The following is an 18,773-nucleotide window of genomic DNA, read 5'->3' as shown; positions in this document are numbered from 1 at the left end:
CGATTTTTAGAATGTTTGAAGTTGTTTTGGAGAATAGGCAACCGCTGTTTTCAGTTTGTTTTCCAATTCCTCCCGGTTGATTTTATAAAGTTTATTGCGGTAGAACGAAGTCCATAGATTTTGTTCGTTATCGAAATAGAGTTGCGCATAATAATTATCGCTTCGATGCGGATCGGAAAACTGTTCGGTAAAGTTAAACACGTAACCTTTTTCGAAATTTTCATCCGTAAAAACCAGTCGGTCATTCGTTGTGACGAACCAGATTCCGCCTAACGCTTCGTCTTTAATACCATTGTAAAAAATCGCTTCGCCTGTGATTTCAGTAAGCTTCGGATTAAAATATTCGAGTGTTCCGTTGGCATTTACCATCAGGACACCTTCGTATGTAAAGAACAGCCGTCTGTTTTTGGAAAGTTCGAGTGATTTGTTCCAAATGTAACAATCATAAAAATAGGCCGGGATTTCTTTTTTGAAATGTTTGCTCGGTGAAATGGTAGTGGCATTGAAATCTTTGTCGATAGTAATAAAATTACGACTTTCGAAAAAACAAACGGTGTTATCGTCTGTCGTCCAAATCGAAAGTTCCGTGCTGTTGTTCCCGCCAATATTATTGCTTAAGTTGACTTCGCTGTATTTAAAGCGTCTTTCTTCATTCGTCTCTTTCCTGGTCATCACGATACCTTTTGTATCGAGAAAAACACTCCAGAAATCGTTTTCAAACGAATTATAGACGTTGGTTTTTGTCTTCGAAATTTTGTTGAATTGCTTGTCGGTGATCACCAGGCTGCCTTTTTGTCCGAAATGGTACTCCTCCGGTGTGATCAAAAAATAGCCATTATACGAATCAACCAGATAGCCTTTTGCTTCGTGTCGGATTTCCGGATTGGCAAGATCGTGGAAATACATGGTTTCAGAATCGCTGTTATCGTAATATACAATGCGGTTATGCCACTTGTCGAAAACAGGAAGTGCCTTTTCAAATTCGATGTTGGTTCCTTCGCGTTCGATAAAATTCGGTGCATACGAACCGATCCTTTTGCGCCAGTACTGAATCGGGCGCTGGTTTTTTGCAAAGTCGCCATACCATTTGTGATGCTCACCAACGGTGTATTTCTCATATCCATAGGAATCGTCACGCATCTGTGCGTCTTTCCAGAAAACGGCAGGCATAAAAAACAAACAGTCTGCATATTGTTTTTCCTTTTTCACGACCTGGATAATCCAAAGCGGACAATCGTCGAAAACCTGAAATGACGTGCGATTGTTTTCAGGATACATAAAACGTTCCTTACCGACATACTCCTGTAGTTTTGCTTCACCTTCGCGCGAAAGGAAGGTTGTTGCAATAAGCCCGAGATAGGCTACGGCATCACTACCCACAGCACCGTCCTTATCGGAATGTTTGCCGTAAACATAATCAAAAGCAATTCGCATGCATTTCCATTCGTCAAAATCGAAACGCGTCAGAAATTCATTAAGTTCTGGTGTCGCCTGTCCGAAATGACGGCAATAGGCGATTATTTCTTGTTTGGTCAATATCGGTTTTTCCGGGACAGCGTCGTTCCACTGTACCTCGTACATTTGTGTAGCCATAGGGTAATTCGATTGTTTAAGTTCTCCGAAAACAATTCGGAAATGTGGTTGGTTTATTGCTTATTCAACGCCAGCGGGTTTTGGGCTTTTTCGAAGCCATTCACCGTCATCGTTGATTCGGTAAAATGCTTTTCGTCTGAATTTCAGGGTGAATTCCGGTAATACAAAGTCGGTTTCGCCCCAGTCCGTTCTCGGTAAAGTTGGTGAGAACCAGAAGAATTCCGTAAGGTTGTAGAGATAGGATTGGTAGATGTCGAAATAAATGCTGATTCCATTATTAAGATTCAGATAGAACATAAACGCCTTAAGCGCATCATTGTTTTCGAGTTTGAAATGTGTTTTTTCGAACATGAGTTTTTCGACCTTATGATTCGCAAGCAGTGTGCTTATTTCTCCGAACCAACTACCGCCATAAACATTCGCTTCGTCCAAAATTCCAGCTTTGACTTTTTGGGCAGCGGAATGATATACCTCCCGCAACTCCATTTCGTTTTCGGTAGCTTCCATTTGTTCTTTAAACTCATGGATATCCAGATAACTCATCACCAGACTTCCGATAAAATCGACAACAGTCCGGCATTCGCCTTCATCCATACGCGATAGCGAGATCACATTTTCGGCAAAATGCCAGTCGCTAAACAGTTCGACTTCCTTACGCGACAATGCTGCTTTTTCGAAACTTTCGATACCTGCGTCTTGCCCCACTCTTGTTTTGATCAATTGACCATAGCGTTTTTCGGCTTTTGCTTTGAATTCCGGATTTGCTTCAAGTGCTTCGATGCCTTTTTCGATTTTGGCTTCACTGAAAGACTCCAGGAATTCGTAAATATTTTCGATTTTGGATACGTCGAGCGTCAAGTCTTCGTTGACTTCATATAATTCCGTAACACCTGGAATTGCAGGCGAAGTTTTGATGACGGCATCGGTTTCAGTAACCAATGCATACACGAACTTCAGTTTTTCATCGAGCGCGTGGAAAGCGGCTCTCGCGAAATCGGAAATCGGTGCGCCCGTATATTCCTTTACTTCTCCGTTTTCATAATAGATTTTCTGTCTTCCTACGACGTCCGGTTTACCGGTTTTCTTATCCGGGGCGACTTCGGCAAAAATTTCCTTGCGCGTTCCGGGATCAACGAATTTTATCAGTTCTAATTTCGTGAGTTGTACCAATTCTTCCGGAGTGGCGATTCTATACGTATATCCGTTTTCTTTTGAAACCGAGAAAATGACAAATCGTCCCGGTTCCTGAGCAACGGTAATATCGAATTTGGCATCGTTGATACGTCGGTTTATCTCGATCCTTCGGTATTCGGAGCCGTCTTTCAATGCTTCAGGGATTGCATCTCTGTTCGCTTTTCCATCGACAAGGGTAAAGTAGGATTTACCGCTAGTACCATGACCGGAATAGGATGGAATGCTGTAGGCAGTAAATTCCACGCCAGCGGGAAGCGTGTCTTTTATAATCTCAAAAATTTCGTTAAGTTCTTGTTGAAAATCCATATTTAGATGTTTGCTTGGCTGTATCAGTTATGTCATAAAAATACTCAAAGTTTTCAAATACAATTTACTTCTGTATATTTTTTCATGTTAAAATACCAATGCAATATTCTGTTTTATTGATTTCCACTTCCTGATACCAAATCACACTACTTTAAAGCTTTGTAGTCTTTGACACTGGACAGGAAGACAAATAAAGTTTCGGTTGTAGTACGTAGGGCTTTGCCCCGTGTAGGCACTAGACTACCGATATGATTGTCGGGGTAGAGATTGGCATATTATGCTCCAATTGCTTATAGGTAAATCCATTAATTAATCACTAACCTCCTTTTTGGTAGCAAAATAGAAAAGTACAAGATTTCTTATATAATGTCTTTTTTAATGACAACAATATGGAAATAGGTTTGGTAAGAACATTTTCAAGCTAGTTATAATCTTATTACCCAGTTTTTTAGACTTGATGTTCTGCAATTGAAGCCCAATATACCTACAAAACACTATAAATCAATAATTTACACCTAAATTTATAATCAATTATCAATAAAGGCTTTACGAGGGGTGATAACTAAAAAAACAATATCTCTTAAAAAATCATTAATATATTAAACAATTAGAAATTTATTTTCTTATAGTGAGAAAAAGATAGTTGAACACTTTTTAATTGTGTATGAACGTTGTCTTTTTAGTTTCAATAATTAGAATGAAGACAAATAAAATAACTTATTAATACTGTTCGCCTTTATTCTTTATAGTACTTTAACACCGTTTCTTCTACTTTTTTCATAGCTTCCTCGGGCGTATATACATTCAACGTAATCAAGATAATTAGCAGCGTTCCTATAAAACATAAAACTGCTAATTGTAGATTTCTAAACTCTAGATATACACAAAAGACAATAATAATAGCGGAAACAATTAAACCGAGCATCAGTACTTTATTGATGGGAGTAAGAAATATATCTAACAAAAGCATACATGCTAATACAAAATGCAACACACCTGCTATCCATAACCATGTTTTAATACTTTTAGGTACTGATTTCTGAGCACCAATATAGCTAGATAAATCACAATTGTGTTTCTGTAAAAGTTCATCAATATCTTTCAGATTTCCTTCAAGATCTTTTATCTTCATTTTAGCCATAACAATGGTTATTAACTATACATAATCAGTTATTGTAGTTTTGTATTAATACAGCTATTTCCCGCTGAACCAAAACTAAATTATTTTGAATTTGTTCGCCTTCAACTAACAATTGTGCCACAGGTTTACGTTCCCCATTATCTTCTTTTTCCTGAAGATGTAATAATTTATAGAAGTTGTAGTCAGCTGTAACTACTTCATTGGGAGCAACCTTAATAATATTTTTTTCATTCGGTATACTTCCATCCTGGATTTGCTGTAACCAAGCCGTCAATGTCTTTTCGTTAAGATATAATTGTCTTCCTGATTTGAACATTTCATTGGTAGCATTAATTAAAATAATGTTTTTATCTTTCTTTCGCTTTTTGTTCAAACAAAACAATACAGGTGCAATGGCGGTACGCTCAAACAAGCCTTGCGGTAATTCAACAACAACATCAAGTATATTTCGATATAATATATATGCCATTAAACTTTTAACTGAAGAACTACCTGTTAAAAATACTGAAGGCAATAATATAGCTGCCCGTCCGTCATCGGACAACTTGTCCAACATATGACTTAGAAAAAGAACTTCTAAGCGTTTGGTTTTTTGGATTATTGTGGCTAAATGTTGATCCTTAACAGATATACTGATACTGTCCCGACTATCACCATAAGGAGGGTTGGAGAGAATCATATCAAATGTATCATTATTAACATCTATCTTACTCGAGTTACTTAAATGAATATTCGACTGAACACCTGTAAACAATAACCGTATAGTCGCCAATTTCCATGATAACCGTGTAGAAGACATACCTACTATTTCCTGTACTCCTGGCACAATATGCTGTGCTCCAGCTAGTAAATTACCTGTACGTGCATAGGGATCATATATTGATATATTTTTTTCCTCACCCCTTAAATATTGTGTCATAGTTGAAATAAGTGCGACTGGTGTAAGATAAGCATTCTCATTATTGTAAGCAGCTACAAAATATCTTTCTATATATTCCCAGAATTCACAAAGAATATCTCGGTTATCGGACGGAAATATACTGAAAAACTTCCCCCATAACTGAAGGATTAGCTTCCAACTGTTTCCTGGAAGATTTTCTGTTATAGCGTCATCCCATTTTAAGAGTGCTAATCCATATTTCTGTTGATTCTGCAGAAGATTGTTCCAATAGTGTAGTGCTTCATTAATAGTAGAATGAATGTTCACTGCGTTGTGACTTAATGTTTTCAATACCGACGTAAAGTTATATTTATCGGATGTTGTGTTTTTAAAATTAGGGGGGGATATACGAGCATCTGACAACAAATTCCAAGTAATAATAGATAAGGTAAAATCGCAAAAATCACGAAAACTTTCATTACCGGAAACGTAAATTTTACGAGTTTCATCTAATGTTTTTTCTAATCGGTTCTGCATATCAATAATTTCTAATTTGTTCCCATATATAGTTTTCTACATATGTTTTTCTGATTTTCTTCAATTCGCTCAACAACCGTTGCTCTTCTTTTGTCTTTTCTACTAATTCTACAATATGCTTTTGTAGTTTTAACGGGATATTAGGAACTGGTAATTCCATCAGAGATTTTTTATTAATACCCCTTATAGTAGTTCCGGTAGCATTTAAGTCAAAATAGTCTTTCACTTCTTGTTGACCTAAATACCAGTTAAAGAATTCAGGAAGTATTTTATCTGTATTAAGTGTAATGACATAGAATGCAGTCGTAACTACCATTTTTGCAGGAGTTCCGTTATACATCCAAGAGTTAAAACGTGTACCTCTGTTTACAAGAACAATATCTCCTTTTTGAAGTAAGTGTTTATTCAAATAAGGAATTTCGTATTCACTTATCATTAATATCTCTTTACTGGGTTCACCATCGGCTATATCTTTGGGCTGTAATACAATAATATCGCCTTTGTCATAATCGTTCCAAGAGCGTTTGAATGTTTGTCCTGATCTTATAGAGCATAAATTTTCCAACTTTAGCATATTTCTCCATTTAACTTGGAGACAAAATTACAAATAATCATGAATATAAAAAATTGTAACGTAAAAAAAATTAGTGTGCCAAATTAAATAATCCAAAGCTTGATTATTAGCTTTGGATAGAAGAAAATTATTTTTTAATCACTCATAAATACAACAATCTAACCCAACCTAAAGACTGTCATTTAAAAAAAAACGATGATTATGGATTAAATCTAACCAATTACCAGAATCCCTAAGATAATTTTTTTCCAATCGGGTTCTTTTGTGTAAGCCAATGGCTGTTGCAATAGATGTGCGATCCTGTACATCTAATTTTGTAATGAAGATATTTCCGAGCTTTACAGGCCTTCGCTTTTGCTTGCGTCCCGCATGGTTGCTACGACGTTCCAGCCTTTTGCTGCGAAATAATTGGCTACTACTGTGCCAAAACAAGGGAATGATTAGCCGGAATGAGGGTTCGGTTAATTTTACAACAATCCCTCAGATTTAATCCGGCAATATTATCAATCGGCTTTTAAAACTTTTTTCATCATTATATCGGTCTGTTCATCCCCTCCCAATTTGAAAATATGTTTGTCAAACGCAACAAAACCGTTCTTTTTATAAAAACCGATTGCCCGCAGGTTTTCTTCCCAAACTCCCAGCCAGACATAATCGGCATTTACCTGACCGGCTATCTGCAAAGCTTTTTCATACAGCACCTGCCCTACTTTTTTACCGTGAAATTCCTGTAATACATAAATACGCTCAATTTCGAGTGCTTTATTGTCTTGTAGTTCTGTTTGAGATTGTCCGAAGTTCAGTTTTAAATAACCGATTACCTTTTCGTCAAGCAGGGCAAAGTAAAAATCGGAGTGTTTATTGTTCAATTCATCGGTTAGCTTCTCCACAGAAAAGCTTTCCTCTAAATAATTGGTCATATTCTCTTCAGAATTGCTGGCGGAAAAGGTTTCCCAAAAAGTTTGTTTACTAACTTTCTGAAGCTGGCCGATATCCTCCGGCATTATCTTTTTAACGGTTATATTTTCCATATTTTCAAAACTTATATTCAATTAAAATTATACCATTCCGGGTTGAGCGTAAACCAGATCTTACTCTTGCTTATACTTTATCCAAAACGTTGTAAAGGTACGTATTCTACAGGACAGGAAAAGTGAAATTATTTTACGCACTATTAGAACCTGGGCGAAAAAAACGTCCGGATATTAACAGCGTTTATTTAAATTATTTTATGCTATTTTTAGGTCATCAGAATCTAAACAACAGGAAAATGAAAATAGCAATTGCAGGCGCCCATCGGGTCGGTAAAACAACATTGGCAGAAGAGCTCATAAAGCATCTTCCCGGTTATGTTCTTAAAAAGGAACCGTATCATGAACTGGAAGAATCCGGATATGACTTTTCGGAAATACCCGAAGCTGACGATTTTATAGCACAATTTGAATATGCTGTCGAGCAGATATCGGAAGATGACGATAAGGTAATCTTCGACAGGTGCCCGGTTGATCTTTTAGCCTATATTCACGCTATTGACCGAAGCAGAAATATTCAATCGCTCTTTGCAACCGCTCAGGAAATAATCGAAGAAATTGACCTTCTTGTTTTTGTTCCCATCGAGAAACCGGATGTAATATCCTGTGAAAAATCAGATTTTCCAAAGCTCAGGAACAACGTAAATGACATCCTGAATGAATGGATATGGGATTTTGATATCGAAACAATTGAAGTGCATGGAACCTTAGCTAACCGCAGGAATCAGATCCTTAACAAAATATCTAAAATACCAATAGGTAACTAAATGGGTAAACAACATTCAATCGTTAAAGAATTTTCTGAAAGAATCTGTTAAGATTACTATACTAAACGGTACCGAAAAACGTTTATAGCATCATAATCTAAAAATCTAATATTTATGAAAAGAAAAATTTTAAATATCCTGGCGGTATCTTCAATTATTACGACAATCGGGTTCCTGATGGACGGTGATGCAAAAGATCCCAGTATGCTAATGCGGTTTACAGAGTTTTTTGGAATGGTTGGTATTGTCTTTATCCTGATTTCAACCTTTTATTTTGCTACTAACTTTGTTTACAGGAATATTCAAAGAGCATAATAGCCGTTAGCCTTTCCGGCAAATTTTACGATGGGTACATTATACTGTGATATTGTCCCTTATTCAATTCCATTTCAGTAGTATTAAACCTGCAATTTGTAAGTAATAATTCGTTACATTTGATTTTTTTCAAACAAAAACGACATCCAATAACACAAAGTACACTGTACCCTTCTAATAAGAAAACGGCATGAATTTAACAGCACAAATCAAAAATGTAAATTGGTTACGCATAGTATTGTTTTACGGAATTGTACTAACCGGGACGTATTTTGCCCGGAAGCTTCCCAATTTATTAAACCTGATTTTAGTAAAATTAACCGACATTCCTTTTACCTTTAATTATAATCACGGCATCATGACAATAGCAGCATCGCTCCTGTTCTATAAATTCAGCGGTGTAAAACAGGAAATCACCTTATTGGGAAATCATAAAATCAAAAGCCTGTTATTTCCGGCGATATTGTTTGTTTGTTATACAGTATATGGTATCAATAACAGTCACGGTGTAGATAAGCATTTATGGGCATTACTATTCTGTTCCTTTGCTTTTGTGTACAATATCATGGAAGAATATGCCTGGAGAGGCTATCTGATTGAAAGTTTCGGAAAAATAAACTTCGTCCTGAAAAGCATTCTCTCGGGTTCATTCTGGGCTGTCTGGCACCTTTTGATTTTTAACAACTTCGATCAGTACGGAGGTTTTTGGATCTTCTTTGCCTTTTGTATCGTCTTTTCTTTTATACTCACGTTTGCCGTTTTACGGACAAAATCGATAATAGCTCCCGCTGCTATTCACGCCTTTATCATTCAGACAAATATTGTTGCCTTGATCTGTTTTATATTGTTTATGTTACTGCTGTTAACCTGGAACAAAAAAATAAAGCCGGCAAAAACCGTTGCTATAGACCGTTAAAATTTTCCTATAAATTGCATAACCAATAACATAAAGAGCACAGATAATGGCAAATGGAACCGAAAAACCGGAATTTTGGGAAGCAGCCTTTGGCGAAAAGCAGGAAATGTGGGGCTTTGAACCTTCAAAGTCTGCTGTATTGACAACAGCGTTTTTTGTCCGGGAATCGGTAAAAAACGTCCTGATACCCGGAATTGGCTACGGCCGTAATGCGCAGATATTCAAAGAAAACGGAATGACCGTTACCGGAATTGAGATCTCCAAAACGGCAATTGCCATGGCAGAAAAACATTACGGAAATGATATGGTTATCCATCACGGGTCGGTAACGGATATGCCCTTTGACAAAAACCGCTATGACGGGATATTTTGTTATGCCCTGATTCACTTATTAGACAGCAGCGAAAGGGAAAAACTGATTCGTGACTGTTATAATCAGCTATCGGAGAATGGCTATATGGTCTTTACGGTCATTTCAAAAGAAGCGCCTACCTATGGGCAGGGCAACTGTATCAGTACCGATCGTTATGAGATCTTCGACGGTGTCAAAATGTTCTTTTATGACCGGGAATCCATCGCATCCGAGTTTGGCAAAGCCGGATTATCTGAGATAACGGCAATTCAGGAAAGTCAGCCTTTTTTTCTGATTAAATGTAAAAAAGGGGATACTTAAAATATCCCCCTGTAAGCTTATTTTGTAAAGAGTACTGTTTTAAATGCTGTTGCCGCTAAGTGTACCTGTACGGACCAGTCTTCTGCCGCATCACTCCCGGCATCATCAGAAATATACTTTAAGCAAAGAAACGGGATGTTTTCTTTCATGGCTACCAGCGCTAAAGGATAGGCTTCCATATCGACAATATTATACTCACGTTCCTGCTGATTCATTTCAAAACTATCGCCGCTTCCGCAAACTCCTTCCTTCAGGCTGTCAATTTTGAATCCATAATTTAATACTGTGGGGATTCCCGAGAAAGGTGTTTCATATTGATCATATCCAAGCCCTCTTACATCCATGTCCCTCTGAATAAATTTAGTACAGCACACCACTTCCCCTTTACCAAAGGTATTGCTTCCTGCCGAACCAAGATTTACTATTAATTTGGGTCTTCTTTTATGGATTTCCTTTACCAATGCCAAAGTTGCGTTTACTTTACCGATACCGGTAATTAATTTGTTTTTATCATCAAAAGCATCTCCTGCTTCCGAATCCAATGCGAAAACAAAAAGTGTATCTGAAATTTCGTAACTAATATTCTCTCCGATTTTAATCATTAACCTGTTCTTTTTTGTTTACAATATTACTATTTTAGGCAATATAAAACACTAAAAAGACAATTAATCCGGTATGCATGCATATCACAAAAAAAGTGCAGCCCTTTACAATATCAGGTCTGCACTTTTTTTGATCAAGCCGTTTTAAACGGAATTTTCAGGATAATTATATTGTTCCAACAGAGAACAAAGCTTTGCCGTTCTTAAGCTTTTGTAAATACAAACTCCTTTCCTCCCTGTTTTAAGATCACCGTATTTTCCGCCGGATTAAACTCCAGGGCAATACCCGTTTTATAATATTTAAACTTGTCTTTTTCCGTTGCTTCCAATGGATACGGCGATTGCTCTCCGGGCTGTGCGATAAGCGTTTTGTTATCTTTGGATATGGTTATTTTAACCGGAATCTGGCTGGAAGCATACGCTCCCAGGTATTGGTCCAGGTCTTCCGAACGAACGGCATACGTTTTAAACACCGGAAGCTCAAAAGGCTTGTTGTAAACAGCGCTCAGAATAGCCAGAGGAATCTCATTATTATTGTAATTGCTTCCGTTTGAGATCAGGGCGATAGCAATATTACCTTCGGAAGAATGGGAAAAAACAGCTGTAAATTTACCTATTCCGCCTCTATGTCCGTAACTTATGTTTTCATAAAACGGTATTTTAAACAATCCCAGTCCGTAGTTGTCTTTTACCGTTTTCATTAATTCAAGGTTTTCCGCTTTCAGCAGCTTTCCGCCAAAAAGGGCATTGCTGAATTTTACCAGGTCGGTTGGTGTAGACACAATTCCGCCCGCTCCCAACGGAATGGAAATATCCGTTTCCGGTTCTGCCTGCCAGCCTGCTTCAAAACGGTACGATCTGCATTCGTTCTTAGCCGTGTTTATCTTGCCGCCCAAATAGGTATTGGTCAGTCCGAGCGGTTTGGTTATATCGCTCGTCAACAGTTCGGCATACGGTTTTTTAAAGGTTTTTTCCAGTATATACGTCAGCAGTACATAATTCGAATTACTGTATGCTGCTTCCGTGTCCGGTTCAAAATCGCTTCCCCCCTTAGTGATAACCGCTACCATTTCTTTTTCCGTTCTGGCTTTGGTATTCCAGGTCTCATAGTCCTCATCATCGGTAAAATCGTGTACACCGCTTCGGTGGCCAAGCAGCTGTTTAATCGTGATCCTGTTCGCATTTGCAAGGGTTGGAAAAAACTTTTCAATGGTTTGATCCAAAGCTAATTTTTTGTTTTCAACAGCTTTCAAAATCAAAACAGCGGTGAATGTTTTTGAGATCGAACCTATCCTGTATTTTGAATTTTCGTTTGCCTTGAGGTTGTTTTCAACCGCAGCGAGTCCAATCGTTTTGGTATAAACTATTTTACCATTTTGGGAAATCGCCACACTGCCCATAAATTTGTTATTATCTTCCAATGATTTAAAATATAAATCCAGTTTCCGGGTGTCTATCTCTTGTGCCAGTACAAATGACGAAACGAAAAAACCAAACAAACAGGCCAAATAATTCTTAATCATACTATTACTATTTTTTATTTAAGGTTCTTTTTAAGCGGAGTAACAGGGTTATCAGTACATAGAAAATTACTGCCAACAGCAGCATAAGCGGTATAAACCAACTGCCTAATTGTTCATATTGGGTATAATCAACGCCCTTCTCTCTATAATATCCTAAAATAAAAACCACATCCTTCCGGTAAAAAAGCCCGACATTCTGAGGATCGGCAATTTTAGCGACAATTACGAACAGGAAACCAAATAGCAGCAAATACAAAGCGGCAAAAATCACATAGGAAATACCGTTACCGATATTGAGCGCAAGGGCTTTTATTATTTTTACCGGATTAAACGTTCTGGTTGCTTCTTCTAATTTCTTTTCGGCAACCAAAGGTTTCAGGAAAACTTCCGGCTGCCCCAGTTTTTCCACGACATCCAGTAATTTCTCAACCTCCCCTTTTCCACCGGCGGCATTATCCATCAGACTTTCATAGATATGACTGTTGATTTCCAGTAAAATCTCCTGCTGATTTTCCTTATCCAGCACTTTTGTAGCCTGCTGGATTCTTGCGATATAATCCAGATAAATCCTTTTTGAATTTTGATCCCGGAATACTATTTCTTTAAATTTCATATTGCGTTTATTATTGTATTGAGGTTGTCCCAATAGGCTTTCATTTCGTTTGTCGTATTCTGTCCCAATGGGGTAATGTTATAATACTTCCTCGGAATACCCGAGTCCTGTTCTACCCATTTTGACTCCACTAAATTTTCCTTTTTCAGCCGGTTCATCAAAGGATAAAGCGTTCCTTCGGCAATTTCAATTTTGGTCTTTTTCCGGATCTCATTAATCAGGTCATACCCGTAGTATTCCTTGCCGTCTTTCAAAATACTCAGCACCAGGAAAGACAAAGTGCCTTTCTTGAGCTGTGATATCCATTTGGTTGTAAAATCTTCGTTCATAGAACAAATATAAAACAAAATACATAGCATAACAATGTACTTTGTTTTATAATTTTAAAGATTAACCAAAAAACACAACCAAACCATTGATTATCAGCATTTAAAAGCATAAAGAGTAGTAAAAAAACTTTTACATTGTAAAAAATGGTCTTGATGATGCACGATGCTTGCGCAAAATTCATCCGGTTCAAAGAGTAACAACAGGAATATGGCGGAAAAAAGTATCGAACTTCTGCAAAAAAATTTAAGGAATTGATATCGAAAAAATGTCTTTTTACAATAAAACTAATTCCAATAATCCGACATTTGTATGACAATGACGAATCGAATATTCAGCAAAGAATTGTTATTCCTGGAAATTAAATGTATCACCCTAAAATCCTCAAACTATGTTTACAGTAGCGCAAATCAACGCAATACACAGCAAGGTAAAATCCGGTGCCGATTTTCCGGCATATATCCGGGAAATAAAACAGCTTGGTGTTACCTTTTATGAAGTGTATGTAACCGACGGTCATACCGACTATTACGGAGCCGGTGATTATAAAACTTCAGGCGGTGCTAAATATGAAACTATTGCTATCGCCCCAATTGCTGATGCAGCCCGGTTTAAAGCCATATTAAAAGCCCATCAGCAGGGTAAAACCGATTATCCCGCATTTTGCAACAGCAGTGCAGCATCAGGGATTGAGAAATGGGCAATGTGTCTGGACAAAATGACCTGTACCTATTATGACAAAGCCGGTACAGTAATCCTTGTGGAGTCCATTCCGGAGTGAGATGCTAAATAAAATTGTTTTACATCGCCTTATCTCCGGAGAATAACGCTTATTTTCGCAGCTACAAAAAAATACCGTGCAGCACACTACTCAAAATAGCATTACTTACTTTTCCGATAGCTCAGTAAACGGGATCACCGTACCGGAACGGTTTACGTTTCCGTTCTATTATGAGCCGCACCAGTTAACCCAAATTGCCGCTGCCGAATTGCAGCACTATCTGGAAACCCAAACGGAGCTGGATCATAATTTCGGACTGACAGCAGACCAACAGGGACTTGTTATCGGTAAGATGTTTGGCGTTTTGGTGGTTCAGGACAACAACGGGAAACTGGGTTATCTGGCTGCCTTTTCAGGAAAACTGGCCGGTACCAACAATCATCCGAAGTTTGTTCCGCCGGTTTTTGACATGCTGATCGAAAACAGTTTTTTCTTAAAAGAAGAGGAAATCCTCAACAGCATCAACCAGCAGATTAAAGCCATCGAGTCGGATGAACATTACAGTATCCTTAAAAGTAATTTTGAGCAGTTTACCGCCCAATCTGTCTTAGAGATAACCGCTTTTAAAAAACAATTAAAAAGCAATAAAGAAAACCGGAAAAAACACCGTGAAGCACAGCAACCGGTCTTAAGCGAACAGGAATACACTCATTTTGAAGCAGATCTGATCAAACAGAGTTTAAGTGATAAATGGGAACTGACAGTTTTATCGAACAGATGGAAACAGCTTTTGGAAGTGACCCAATCTGAAATTACCCTATTCGAAAACAGCATTGAAGCCTTAAAGAAAGAACGCAAAGAAAAATCGGCAGCCTTACAGCAGCAGCTTTTTGAGCAATATGCCTTCCTGAACCAGGACGGAAAGGAAAAAAGCCTGCAGGCGATTTTCAGCGAGACTGTTTTTGGAAAACCACCAGCCGCCGCAGGAGAATGTGCCACACCGAAATTGTTACAATATGCCTTTCTAAACAGCTATAAACCTATTGCTATGGCCGAATTCTGGTGGGGTGCTTCGCCAAAATCGGAAATCCGGAAACACAGGCAGTTTTATCCGGCCTGTACCGGAAAATGCAAACCCATTCTGAGCCACATGCTGGAAGGCGTACCTATGGATGAAAATCCGCTTTTAAAAAATTCAGGTGAAGGAACCACACTAACCATTGTTTATGAGGATGACTGTCTTGTCGTGGTTAACAAACCCGCCGAACTGCTCTCTGTTCCGGGAATCCAAATCCAGGATTCCGTTTATACCCGGCTTCAGGCAGCCTTCGGAAATATTGAACCGCTCATCATTCATCGGCTGGACATGTCTACTTCCGGACTTCTGGTGGTGGCCAAAACCAAAGAAGCCCACAAACACATTCAAAGACAGTTTTTAAAACGAACGGTTATCAAACGGTATACGGCACTGCTTTCCAAAGTGATTTCCGGGGAAGAAGGCGAAATAAAATTACCGTTACGGGGTGATCTGGACAACCGGCCAAGCCAGCTGGTTTGTTTCGAATTCGGAAAAAAAGCGCATACCCGATGGAAGGTTATCCAACGGAATGAAACGACAACCAAAGTCCATTTCTGGCCACTTACCGGCCGTACCCACCAGCTGCGTATGCATGCCGCACACGAACTGGGCCTGAATGCGCCCATAGTGGGTGATGATTTATACGGAACGGCTTCCAACAGGCTGCATCTTCATGCGGCTTACCTTGAATTTGTGCATCCCAGAACCAAAGAAACACTCTGCTTTGAAGCAGCCGAAGCTTTTTAACCGGCCGGAAGCCCGTTATATTTCTTCGGCGAAAGCAACGATATGCCCGTCAGGATCTGCAAAGTAACAAACCCGATGTCCCCAATCCCGATCCATCGTATCACTTACCAATACCGCATCTAATGCTTTTGCTCTTTTGTAATAGGGTTCGATTGCAGCAACCTCAAGATAAAGTTCACAACGGGGAATTCCGTTTCCGTTTGCCGGATGTTGTGTTTTTTCTTCAATGATTTTTGCAATTCCGCTTTCCGGCATAATGCCCAGTTTACAGGTTTCTGAAAATGCAAATTCGGTCATTCCGGGAACATGCAGTACCGGTTCCTTGTCCAAAAGATTCCGGTAAAATTCCATACTCTTATTCTGATCGGAAACGTATATAATAAATCCGAAATTTTTCATGTGTTTCTCTATTTTATGGTACGATGAAAGTCCTGACTGTGACTCCGCTATATATCCGCTATAAATATAAGTATTTGCCGTATCACAACAAAAATCATTACAACTGGATTGTCCGTTCGATATGTATCTGTTCTAAAAAGTATTCATCGTGTGAAACAACGATCAGAGTACCCTGGTATTCGTTAATGGCAGCCGTCAGGATCTCAATATTCTGAATATCCAGGTTGTTGGTTGGCTCATCCAGAACAATCATGTCCGGCGATTCATTACTGATGGTCAGACAGCAAAGGATCAGACGCATCTTTTCGCCGCCGCTCAGCATACCGGCGGGTTTGTCCCAATCGTCTTTGCCAAACAAAAAGCGGCTGAGCCTCATTTTTATATCATGTTCGGGCAAAGCCGAAACATTGAATCGCTGCGCCTGCTCGTAAATTTTCAGCTGATTGTCCAGAATAGAATAATCCTGGTCGATATATACCGTTGTATTGGCTGCCCTGTAAACCGTTCCTGTTTGTGGTGTCAATTTACCCAGAATGAGCTTTATCAGTGTTGTTTTACCGGAACCGTTCCCGCCTTTCAGCGCAATGCGCTCTCCGCTTGTGATCTGAACATTCAGGTTTGTATTCCAGACAGGCTGCTTGTGATAACTAAAATTGGTACTGGCAGCGGTAAACAGTATTTTTCCTTTGTGCAGTGCAGCGCTGTTAAGTCCGAATTTCATCTTGTCGCTATCCGGTAAAGCGGAACGCAGTTCCTGTAGTTCCTGCGAAATACCGCCAATCTTTTCGGCATGGACACTTTTCATTTTTGAAGTGCTGTTTTCGGCATTGTTCTTTAAGGTGTTCAGCATTATCCGGGCAACACCGGCTTTTTCCTGTTTCTTTTTACCGCGGGAGTCTAATTTCTGCTGTCTTTCCTGCATTTCCCGTTCTTTTTCCCTGGCTTTGCGCAAGGCTTTTTCCTTGCTGTTAATGTCCTGGTTCAACGCCTTGTTTTCCAACAGCTTTTGTCCGGCATAAAAATCATAATTACCGCCATAAACGGTTATGCCGCGTTTGCTCAACTCGCAAACCGTGCTTAAAAGATTCAATAGTTTCCGGTCGTGGCTTATGACGATCAGGGTACTGGTTGTGGTTGTAATAAAGTCATACAAAAGCTGCCTGCCAGAACCGTCCAGATGGTTGCTTGGCTCGTCCAGTAAAACAATTTCGGGTTGGTGGATTGCGATACCGGCAAGGAAAACTTTTGTCTTTTGTCCGCCGCTTAACGTTTCCATTTTCTGGGTCAGATCCAATCCGGTTAACTGCCAGTAGTTTAAAGCGTCATTACAACGTTCTTCAAGGGTCCAGTCATCGTCGAGCACTGCATAGTTTTCTTCAGTAACAATGCCGCTTACTATTTCTTTCAGCGCATTCAGCTTTGCCTCAATGCGCAATGCCTGAGCAATCGTCAGCTGATTATACTGCCCGAAAATCTGGGGTATATAATACGGTTCGGAATCCACTTTGAGCTGTCCTTCGGCCAGTGGCAATTCTTTTGCAATAATTTGCATCAGGGTGGATTTCCCCACTCCATTATTGCCAATTAAAGCTATTTTATCGTGATGATTAACGGTAAGACTGATGTTTGAAAACAACAGATTTTTATTGGGATGCACGTATGCAATGTGCTGTAAAACAATCATAATTTCTTTTTTTAAAGTGTAGCGAATACGGTGAACCGTTGCGGTTACCGTTTTGTAAGTGCCATAAAAAGAAATTATTTTTTACATTTTATCTGTTCGTATTTCGTTTGCAAATATACAAAATGTTTTTCACCATACTTGTCCGGCAAGGGCATAATGCTCTTTTCTAAAACCGGAAAAGCTGAAAAATCAGATTATATAGTACCAATTAATTGGTTATTACTTTTCAATCAGTACTATATTTTTTTTAAGCAGTCATTAGGCCAGACGGACATTAATGGCATTTTTTCCTTTCTTTCCTTCAGCCTCTTCAAATATTACTGCATCATTTTCCTTGATCTTGTCTTTTAAACCGGAAACATGAACAAAAATTTCCTGTCCTGTTTCATCCTTTATGAATCCAAATCCTTTTGTTTCATTGTAAAATTTTACCACTCCTGTTTTCATATTTTTTGTACTTTTTTTATTGGTAAATGTAATCGAAAATAGCATCCCACAAACCGGATGCTTTATTTTTTATTAAAAAAACAGGCATTTATACCTGTTACCGCCTGTATTTATCCTGCAATTCGCAGCCATCGCCATAGCGGAATATACAGTCCATTCCGGACTGGCAACCGTTATTTCTGGGCGGCTTTTTGAACCGTTTCAAAAGTAAATTTCGGGTCGGAGTATTCGATCGGTACTCCGGATGTATAGCGGGGGATGTTCATATAGGTAATCGTTACACCACGTCCTAACAGCAGTTTGCGATCCTTTTTTAGCAAAGCAATCGGCACCCGTTTCCATTTGCCGCCGCCATAAGGTTTATAATAGTAATCGCCCTGCAGCGTATCGCCCATAATCTTTCCTCTCACCTCACCGGAATCTTTCATCGTTCCTTCATATTGTATCTCATACCGTCCGTAAAAATGTGTTTTGTTCTCCGCGATGGCCAAAAGCGCAGTATCCTTACCGTTTACAGCGCGGTAAAAAGTGTAGTTTTCTTCAAATTTCTTTGTTTTAGAGTCGCAACCATAGCAAAGGAATGCCAGCAGTATGGTTAATAATGTGATGGTTCGGGCAGCGGTTTGCCTGTGCTTTTTTTCCGGATGCATACTTTCTTTTTTACGGGCTGTAATTACTGTTTTAACTGTTGTTTTCTTTATTTAT

At 38.8% G+C, this 18,773-nt stretch carries 20 protein-coding genes; 6 read left to right on the top strand and 14 right to left on the bottom strand.

Features of this window, described 5'->3' with window-relative positions:
- Positions 1 to 6 precede the first annotated feature (6 nt).
- The 6 genes from B3394_RS17235 to B3394_RS17210 form a co-directional block, all read right to left on the bottom strand.
- Entirely contained in the window at positions 7 to 1,593 is a 1,587-nt protein-coding gene (locus tag B3394_RS17235) for a hypothetical protein (protein WP_286927670.1), read from the bottom strand.
- A 60-nt stretch (positions 1,594 to 1,653) separates the two neighbouring features.
- Entirely contained in the window at positions 1,654 to 3,093 is a 1,440-nt protein-coding gene (locus B3394_RS17230; RefSeq protein WP_286927666.1) for a hypothetical protein, read from the bottom strand.
- Between the two features lie 736 nt (positions 3,094 to 3,829).
- Positions 3,830 to 4,234, bottom strand: coding sequence for a hypothetical protein (locus B3394_RS17225; protein WP_177733939.1), 405 nt, complete (start codon positions 4,232 to 4,234; stop codon positions 3,830 to 3,832).
- Between the two features lie 25 nt (positions 4,235 to 4,259).
- Positions 4,260 to 5,651, bottom strand: a complete 1,392-nt coding sequence (locus B3394_RS17220; protein ID WP_286927664.1) for an HsdM family class I SAM-dependent methyltransferase — start codon at positions 5,649 to 5,651, stop codon at positions 4,260 to 4,262.
- A gap of 1 nt (position 5,652) precedes the next feature.
- Positions 5,653 to 6,225, bottom strand: a complete 573-nt coding sequence (locus tag B3394_RS17215; protein ID WP_177733935.1) for a restriction endonuclease subunit S — start codon at positions 6,223 to 6,225, stop codon at positions 5,653 to 5,655.
- A 503-nt stretch (positions 6,226 to 6,728) separates the two neighbouring features.
- Positions 6,729 to 7,256, bottom strand: coding sequence for a GNAT family N-acetyltransferase (locus B3394_RS17210; protein WP_286927660.1), 528 nt, complete (start codon positions 7,254 to 7,256; stop codon positions 6,729 to 6,731).
- A 239-nt stretch (positions 7,257 to 7,495) separates the two neighbouring features.
- Here B3394_RS17210 and B3394_RS17205 point away from each other — a divergent pair, with 239 nt between their 5' ends.
- From B3394_RS17205 to B3394_RS17190, 4 genes are all read left to right on the top strand, one after another.
- The gene (locus tag B3394_RS17205; protein WP_286927658.1) at positions 7,496 to 8,023 is read left to right on the top strand and encodes an ATP-binding protein; all 528 of its coding nucleotides are present in this window, start codon (positions 7,496 to 7,498) and stop codon (positions 8,021 to 8,023) included.
- Positions 8,024 to 8,137: 114 nt separating this feature from the next.
- A complete protein-coding gene (locus tag B3394_RS17200; protein WP_177733929.1) occupies positions 8,138 to 8,338 on the top strand; it encodes a hypothetical protein in 201 nt (66 codons plus the stop codon).
- A gap of 190 nt (positions 8,339 to 8,528) precedes the next feature.
- On the top strand, positions 8,529 to 9,254 hold the full coding sequence (locus B3394_RS17195; protein WP_286927652.1) for a CPBP family intramembrane glutamic endopeptidase: 726 nt from the start codon (positions 8,529 to 8,531) through the stop codon (positions 9,252 to 9,254).
- 46 nt (positions 9,255 to 9,300) lie between these two features.
- The gene (locus B3394_RS17190) at positions 9,301 to 9,927 is read left to right on the top strand and encodes a class I SAM-dependent methyltransferase (protein WP_286927649.1); all 627 of its coding nucleotides are present in this window, start codon (positions 9,301 to 9,303) and stop codon (positions 9,925 to 9,927) included.
- Between the two features lie 17 nt (positions 9,928 to 9,944).
- On the opposite strand, the gene B3394_RS17185 is transcribed toward B3394_RS17190, so the two are convergent.
- The 4 genes from B3394_RS17185 to B3394_RS17170 form a co-directional block, all read right to left on the bottom strand.
- Positions 9,945 to 10,529 carry a nucleosidase gene (locus B3394_RS17185; protein ID WP_273244744.1) on the bottom strand — a complete coding sequence of 195 codons (585 nt, stop codon included), beginning with the start codon at positions 10,527 to 10,529 and terminating at the stop codon, positions 9,945 to 9,947.
- A 203-nt stretch (positions 10,530 to 10,732) separates the two neighbouring features.
- Positions 10,733 to 12,052 carry a serine hydrolase domain-containing protein gene (locus B3394_RS17180; protein WP_286927648.1) on the bottom strand — a complete coding sequence of 440 codons (1,320 nt, stop codon included), beginning with the start codon at positions 12,050 to 12,052 and terminating at the stop codon, positions 10,733 to 10,735.
- 7 nt (positions 12,053 to 12,059) lie between these two features.
- Positions 12,060 to 12,665 carry an HAAS signaling domain-containing protein gene (locus B3394_RS17175; protein WP_286927647.1) on the bottom strand — a complete coding sequence of 202 codons (606 nt, stop codon included), beginning with the start codon at positions 12,663 to 12,665 and terminating at the stop codon, positions 12,060 to 12,062.
- Positions 12,662 to 12,994, bottom strand: a complete 333-nt coding sequence (locus B3394_RS17170; RefSeq protein WP_177733919.1) for a PadR family transcriptional regulator — start codon at positions 12,992 to 12,994, stop codon at positions 12,662 to 12,664. Before B3394_RS17170 ends, B3394_RS17175 begins: the two co-directional genes overlap by 4 nt.
- Positions 12,995 to 13,383: 389 nt before the next feature.
- On the opposite strand from B3394_RS17170, the gene B3394_RS17165 reads away from it, so the two are divergent.
- On the top strand, positions 13,384 to 13,773 hold the full coding sequence (locus B3394_RS17165; RefSeq protein ID WP_286927646.1) for a DUF1398 domain-containing protein: 390 nt from the start codon (positions 13,384 to 13,386) through the stop codon (positions 13,771 to 13,773).
- A 76-nt stretch (positions 13,774 to 13,849) separates the two neighbouring features.
- The gene (locus tag B3394_RS17160) at positions 13,850 to 15,538 is read left to right on the top strand and encodes an RluA family pseudouridine synthase (RefSeq protein WP_286927632.1); all 1,689 of its coding nucleotides are present in this window, start codon (positions 13,850 to 13,852) and stop codon (positions 15,536 to 15,538) included.
- 15 nt (positions 15,539 to 15,553) lie between these two features.
- Here the strand turns inward: B3394_RS17160 and B3394_RS17155 are convergent, their stop codons facing one another.
- From B3394_RS17155 to B3394_RS17140, 4 genes are all read right to left on the bottom strand, one after another.
- Positions 15,554 to 15,937, bottom strand: a complete 384-nt coding sequence (locus B3394_RS17155; RefSeq protein ID WP_177733913.1) for a VOC family protein — start codon at positions 15,935 to 15,937, stop codon at positions 15,554 to 15,556.
- 97 nt (positions 15,938 to 16,034) lie between these two features.
- Positions 16,035 to 17,621, bottom strand: coding sequence for an ABC-F family ATP-binding cassette domain-containing protein (locus B3394_RS17150; RefSeq protein ID WP_286927631.1), 1,587 nt, complete (start codon positions 17,619 to 17,621; stop codon positions 16,035 to 16,037).
- Positions 17,622 to 17,879: 258 nt separating this feature from the next.
- The gene (locus tag B3394_RS17145) at positions 17,880 to 18,068 is read right to left on the bottom strand and encodes a cold-shock protein (protein WP_177733909.1); all 189 of its coding nucleotides are present in this window, start codon (positions 18,066 to 18,068) and stop codon (positions 17,880 to 17,882) included.
- 173 nt (positions 18,069 to 18,241) lie between these two features.
- Positions 18,242 to 18,718, bottom strand: a complete 477-nt coding sequence (locus tag B3394_RS17140; protein ID WP_286927630.1) for a hypothetical protein — start codon at positions 18,716 to 18,718, stop codon at positions 18,242 to 18,244.
- Positions 18,719 to 18,773 lie beyond the last annotated feature (55 nt).

The organism is Flavobacterium sp. UBA4197 (genome assembly GCF_002379575.1).
Taxonomy (GTDB): Bacteria; Bacteroidota; Bacteroidia; order Flavobacteriales; family Flavobacteriaceae; genus Flavobacterium; species Flavobacterium inviolabile.
This window is presented reverse-complemented; position numbering and strand designations above follow the sequence as displayed.